Genomic DNA, 6,561 nt, shown 5'->3' with positions numbered 1-6,561 from the left:
TCCCACCGGCGCGGATCCCACCGGCGGAGGCGCCATGGGGGGGAGCAGCGGCCGGGAACCCTGGATCGCCGGTGGGATGGGCTCATCGTCCGCCAGCCGGGTCAGCTCGTCCGCGGGCCGCAGCCCGCCGGCCAGATGCCGTCCATCGGATGTCCGCACCATGTGGCCGTCGACCAGCCAACCGGGTCGGCGTGGGCAGTTCGCGGCTGAGACCGTACGCACGTCCCGCCCGGCGAACAGCGGCGTCGTGTCCACGGCGACACCCGCAGCGGCAAGCTCAGCCAGCGCAAGCAGAAGCCGGCGGAGCCCGGGTTCGCCGGGAACGTCCGTGGCGAGCGCCGTATGCGGCCGGCCGGCGAGGATCCGGCCGATCAGCCCGGTGAGTACCCGCCCCGGCCCGACCTCAACGAAGATCCGCACACCGGCCGCATACATCGCCTCGATCTGGTCGACAAATCGGACCGGGCTCGCGACCTGACCGGCGAGCGTCTGTCGTACCGCGTCGGGCTCCGGCTCGTACGGCTGGGCGGTGACATTCGACCAGACCGGGACGCCCGGCTCGCCGACCGCAACCTTGTCCAGCTCCGCGCCGAACGTCTCGACCGCGCCCGCAACCACCGGGCTGTGGAACGCGCACGCCACCGGGATCCGCCGGGCCGTCAGCCCTGCGGCCGCAAGGCGTCCGACGGCGAGGTCGACCGCGCCCGTCGGACCGGAGATCACGGTCTGGTCCGGTGCGTTGTGGTTGGCGATCACAACGTCGGCCAGCTCCGTCCCAGCGGCGGCCAGGACCTCCTGGACACGCCCGGCCGCGGCGGACACCGCGGCCATCGCTCCCGGGTCGGCGGTCGGTGCGAAAGCGTCGGCCGCGCCGAGGATGGCCTCCGCCCGCGCCGCACTGAGCAACAGAAGATCATCAATGTGGATGGCCCCGGCCGCGCACAGGGCGACCAGCTCACCGTAGCTGTGGCCGCCGAGATGGTCAGGCCGGACACCGAGCCCGGTGAGGATCTCGTGCATGGCGAGCCCCGCCATCCCGAGAGTCGGCTGCGCCGTACGCGTATCGGTGATCGCCGCCTGCTGGGCGGCGGCATCGCCACGATTGAAGGCGGCCGGCGGGAACATCGCCGTCGCCCACTTCTCACCGCGTTCGAGCAGGTGACGCAGGCGTGGGAAGGCCACGAACAGATCCGCCAGCATCCCGGGCCGCTGGCTGCCCTGACCCGGGAAGAGAAAGGCGATCTTTCCGCCACCATCCGGACCGGAGACAGCCGTCTCGGCGTCGGCGCCGTGTTTGGCGCCGCTCTCGGCCCCGCTCTCGGCCTCAGCCGCAACGAAAATCCCCGCCTTCGGATCGTGCTCAAAAACCCGTGCACGTCTCACCAGGTCTGGAAGATCATCGAGGGTGGCCGCGACAAAGGCCACCTGGACGGCTCCACCGCGTCTGCGCGCGACCGTCGCGGCCAGATCACGCAACTTCCAGGGTTGTCCGGCGCCCTCGTTGATCCTGATCAGTTCGGCGAGTTTGTCCAGAGTGCGGCCGGCGGCAACCCGGTCGGTGCCCCGGACGACAAAAAGCTCCGCGGGCCAGGAGCCCAGCCCGTGGGCGGGCTCGGGCCCACCGTCGTAGGCGGAGAGCACCACGTGGAAGTTCGTCCCGCCGAACCCGAACGCGGACACACCGGCGTGCCGGCGTGACGCGGGTGCCGCCCACGGACGAGCCCCGGTGTCGAAGAAGAACGGGCTGGTTGCGGCGTCCCAGTAGGGATTGGGCTGGGTGAGGTTCAGCGTCGGCGGGCGCACCCCGGTTTCCAGCGCCTTCACCGTCTTGATCAGACCGGCCAGGCCGGCCGCACACTTGGTGTGCCCGATCTGGGACTTCACCGAACCGACCGCGCAGCTCGCCGGCGCCGCCCCGTGGGTGGTGAAGACCTCGGTCAGGCCGGCGAGCTCCGTCCGGTCACCGACGACCGTGCCGGTTGCATGCGCCTCGACCAGGCCGACGTCGGCCGGGGAGATGCCGGCTCGGGCGTATGCCCGTTGCATCGCCAGCACCTGGCCTGCCTTGCGCGGAGCGGTCAAGCCCAGCGCCCGGCCGTCGCTCGATCCGGCCACCGCCTTGATCACAGCATGGATGCGGTCACCGTCGCGTTCGGCGTCGGCAAGCCGTTTGAGCACGACGACGGCCACACCCTCGCCCAGGCTGATGCCGTCGGCGGCCGCATCGAAACTGCGGGACCGGCCGGTCGGTGACAGGGCCTGGACGGAGGAGAACAGCAGAAAGTCATGGACGCTGTTATGCGTGTCCACACCGCCGCAGAGCACGAGGTCGGAGGTGCCGGCCACCAGCTCCTTGCAGGCGGCGTCGAGTGCGGCCAGCGAGGACGCGCATGCCGCGTCCACCGTGTAGTTCACCCCACCGAGATCGAGGCGGTTGGCGATCCGGCCGGCGATGACGTTGGCGAGCAGACCGGGGAAGGAGTTCTCGTCCAGGGTGGGCAGGCGTTCGTCGAGCGCGGGCGGAACCGGCCCGACCACGCTCGGGTAGGTGGACCGGAAGCCGTACGCGGAGGCGAGGTCGGCGCCGGATTCGGCGCCGAACACCACTGACGTCCGCGACCGGTCGAACGGACGGTCGTCATATCCGGCGTCGCGCAGGGCCCGGGCAGCCACGGCCAGGGCCAGCAGCTGCCCGGGGTCGATACTGCTCAACGCCTTCGGTGGGATCCCGAAACTCAGCGCGTCGAACGGCAGCGGGGCCAGGAACCCACCCCACTTGGACGGCACCCGCCGCCCCGCGTCGCGCGGGCCCGTATCCGGGTCGTAGTAGAGATTCGGGTCCCAGCGGCTACCGGGCACCTCGGTGACCGCGTCCAGGCCGCCGACGATGTTGGCCCAGTACTCGTCCGCGTCGGCGGCACCCGGGAACACACAGGCCATCCCGACGACGGCGACATCCAGCGGACGGGCGACCTCGCGCACCTCATGCCACGCACCTGCCACGCCGGACGACCCGCCGCCGCCGACGGCACTCGTGTCGATACCGAGCGCAGCGACCCTGGCGGCCACGGCCTGGGTCGCGCCCTCGGTGACCTGGGTGTGCAGGGCGGCCACCGTGGTCCGTTCCGACCGCAGCGCCGCCACCTGCCCGATCATGAACATGCCCTCACGGCGCTGGGCCTCGGGGTCGACTGCGACCAGCCGCCCGCGTTCGCGACGCAACCCCTTGCTCGCGATCCGCAGCCGGCCGAGGTTAAGGCGTTCCAGCTCCTCCCACACCTGCGCGCGGGTCAACCCCCGCTGGAGCAGTTCGGCCTTGCGTTCGTCGAAGGCGCGGACGAAGTCCGACTGCACGCACCGGGTGGCGTGGCCCGGCGAGGTCTCCAGCAACACGGTGCCCTCGCAGTCCACCGCGGCCTGCTGGAACCCGGGCAGGATCGCCCCTGACTCAACCGCCTCGGCGGTGAACAGGTAGGCGGTGCCCATCAGGACCCCGATCCGGGCGCCGCGTTCGGCCAGCGGCGCCGCGGCTGCCGCAACCATGGCCGCGGACCGCGCATCGTGCACGCCGCCGGCGAACAGCACATGCACACCCTCGAAAAACTCGGTGCCGGCCTGTTGCCCGTCCTCGTTGGCCACCCGTTCGCCGTGGGCCAACAGCCCCGCGATCTGGCCCTCCCACAGCGGAAAGCTCGCGCGTGGGCCCACGTGGCCACCGCACTCGCGTCCCTCGAAGACGAACTTGCGGGCACCGTCGGCGAGGAATCGGCCGAGCAGACCCGGCGAGGGCACATGCAGGAAGGTGTCGATGCCGGCCGCCTCCAGCGGGGCCGACTGGGACGGACGCCCACCCGCGATCAACGCGCACGGCGGACGGACGGCGCTGACCGCCTCCAGCTGGGCGGAACGGATCTCCGGCGGGGCGAATCCGAGTATTCCGACACCCCACGGTGCACCGGCGAGCAGAGCGGCGGTCTCGTCCAACAGCGTCCGGGCCTCGGGCCCGCTCAGCAGAGCAAGGGCGAGAAACGGCAGGCCACCACCGTCGGCCACCGCCCTGGCGAACTGGGCCCGGTCGCTGACCCGCGTCATCGGCCCCTGCGCGACCGGAACGCGCAGACCCCGGTCGACCGCGAAGGGCGCGCCAGGGGCCAACGGGGCGAGCCGCGCGGCGGCGGTGAGATGCTCCCTGATCGCCTCCCGGACCGCTGCGACGACCCCGCCGGCGGTGATGTGACGATCAGCGAGCAGGGCCGCGAAGGCTCCGTCCTGGCCGACCGGCAGGAACTGCGCACGCAGGTCACGGGCACCCAGCCGGTTGGCGACAGCGGCCGTGTCAAGATCGTGACCATCAAGGTGGGCGACCGGCAGGTCCGGGCGGACGTAGACACGATGCCCGGCGATGACCGTGGTCTCGCTGCCGTCCATCGCCCGGATGGCGGCAGCCACATCGGTCCGCGGTTCCATCTCCCGGACCAGGGCGAGCTGGACGTCGAGCACGACCCCGTGCGCTCCGCCGGCAACCGCGGCTGCGGCGGTGTGCGGGCCGATCCCACCGGCGGCCCACACCGGGCGGTCCAGCTCGGCGTGCAGCAGATGCTGAAGCAGTGTGAACGTGGTCAGGTCACCGACCCGACCACCCGACTCACAACCCCGGGCGATCAGGCCGTCCGCGCCGGCCTCGACCGCCGCCCGCGCCTGTACAACCGAGGTGACCTCGACCAGGACGCGACGGCGACCCCCGGCGGAGGCGGTCACGACGTCCCACCGCGCCCCGGTCGAGCCGGCGACCGAGGCCCGGTCGGATGAAAGAAGGTCGGACGAAAGAACGACGGTGTCCACCGCGGCCGGCAGATCGCCCGGCGCGGTCGAGCAGCCGGCGGGAACCCGCACCCCGAACGGACCCCGGGCCCAGCGTGCCGTGTCGGCGAGCGCGGTGCGCGCGGCCGCCGCGTCGCGCCCCAGGTCGAGAACTCCGAGGCCACCGGCCCGGGTCACGGCGGCAGCCAATCTCGCGTCCGGCTCGGTGAACGGAGTGACGCCAATGACAAGGTCCCGTTCCCGGGCCTGCGGGTTTGGAGACGTGCTGATGCTCATTGGACAATCCCTCCTGACCCTCCGCCAACCCGTCGACGAGGCGCCGTGGGCGGAACACTGACAGTTGAGGGCGGAGGGTCACAGCGCGTTCTCGCCATGCCGCCCGCGCGGGTTGAGTTAAGAGCGACCGGACACAGACGGCAATCCGACGAACGGATGCAGGCGGCGGCGGCGCCGCCGGAACTCGCCGCATGAAAACACCCACGGCGCGCATTGCCACGGCCACTCTGGCCGTATCAGAACAAACCCGATGACCATGTACCTGTTCGCCATAAAGCCGTTGGCATAGAATTGATTTTACGATATCGACCATATCACACCATGAAAAGCAACGGAAAGCCATCGGAGGCACAACAAGCTTTGCCCACTGGACCCGCGCGAACATCCCGCAGCCGGGAAACGCCGACGGCTGTTTCCCGGCCAACCGGCATACGGCAGGTCCAACCGACGGAGAGCGCAACAGGTTAATAGGCGCAAAGAAACATCTCATTAGCCGGACTTTGCCCGATGGATACATCCACGAAAAGTTCACCCGGTAGCAAGAACCTATTTCAGGTCTTCTGACGGGCTCGCCACGCCCAGTCGGCCAAAGAGGAAACGATCATGCTTCTCTCCGTGTGCTCGGGGGGCGACGAGCTGCAGTCGGATCAGGCCCTAGGTCGCGACTCTCGACGATCGTCCCATCCGACACGACCAGCTGCTCGAACGAACCTTCGGTCTCGGTGATCCAAAACGCGCCACCGAGGGTCATGGGGTCAAGGTTACGCTGCACGGTAGCCCGGAAGCGGCGACGGCGGACGAGCACGACCCGCAGGGGTCCACGCCCGCCCAGCAGCGACCCCCACGCGACCGTGAACGGCACCGGCGGCCGGCGCCCCTCGACCGACGTGGTGCCCTGACGCCAGCCGAGAATCGGGGTGCGTTCGAGCGGATGATCGAGAACGTCCGAAAACGCATCCGCGGACCTGAGCCGCCAGTGCAGGAGTCCGACCGGCGAGCTCACCAGCTCGACTTCGACGCCGGAAAGCGGCAGCTCCATCCGGTCGAGCACCTGGTCCATTGCGCCACCTCCGCGCCGCGTCCGCAGAACCGGACGAAGCCGCCGGTCCTCCACCCGTCGCGAACGACACACCCCATCCCACGATCGGATGCCGTCGCCCAGCGCCGCGAGGACTATAATCCGGCCACGACCGCGGGTAGCGCATCCTCCATGCCGGGTGAGGAAGCAGCGACGGCAATGTCAGGGAACTCACGGCACCGGGCACCCGTACCCGGCCGGTACCCGTACCCGTACGCGGCCCGCAACCGGCACGCGAGGGCTACCGGCGCACAAGGGCAACCGGCACGCGAGGGCAACCGGCACGCGAGGGCGACTGTCACAGGAGGTGAAGCGCCCGGGCGCGCTGCACGGCATCGCGCCGGCGCGCCACGTCCAGCTTGCGGTAGATGCTCTTCAGGTGTGTC

General features: G+C 70.6%; 2 protein-coding genes. Both read right to left on the bottom strand.

The window, feature by feature from the left end; translation table 11 throughout:
• Positions 1-5,097: polyketide synthase (locus U9980_RS13675; protein WP_322768255.1), on the bottom strand; the 5,097-nt coding region annotated here is incomplete at its 3' end.
• A 601-nt stretch (positions 5,098-5,698) separates the two neighbouring features.
• A complete protein-coding gene (locus tag U9980_RS13670; protein WP_322749036.1) occupies positions 5,699-6,157 on the bottom strand; it encodes a hypothetical protein in 459 nt (152 codons plus the stop codon).
• Between the last annotated feature and the right edge of the window lie 404 nt (positions 6,158-6,561).

The sequence above is a fragment of the Protofrankia sp. Cr1 genome (assembly GCF_963555865.1).
Lineage (GTDB): Bacteria > Actinomycetota > Actinomycetes > Frankiales > Frankiaceae > Protofrankia.
The sequence above is the reverse complement of the archived record's forward strand: the minus strand, read 5'-3'. Positions and strand labels throughout refer to the sequence as shown.

Excerpts from the sequence above, each read along its gene's own strand:
- U9980_RS13670 (WP_322749036.1), bottom strand. The coding sequence starts at position 6,157 with ATGGACCAGGTGCTCGACCGGATGGAGCTGCCGCTTTCCGGCGTCGAA.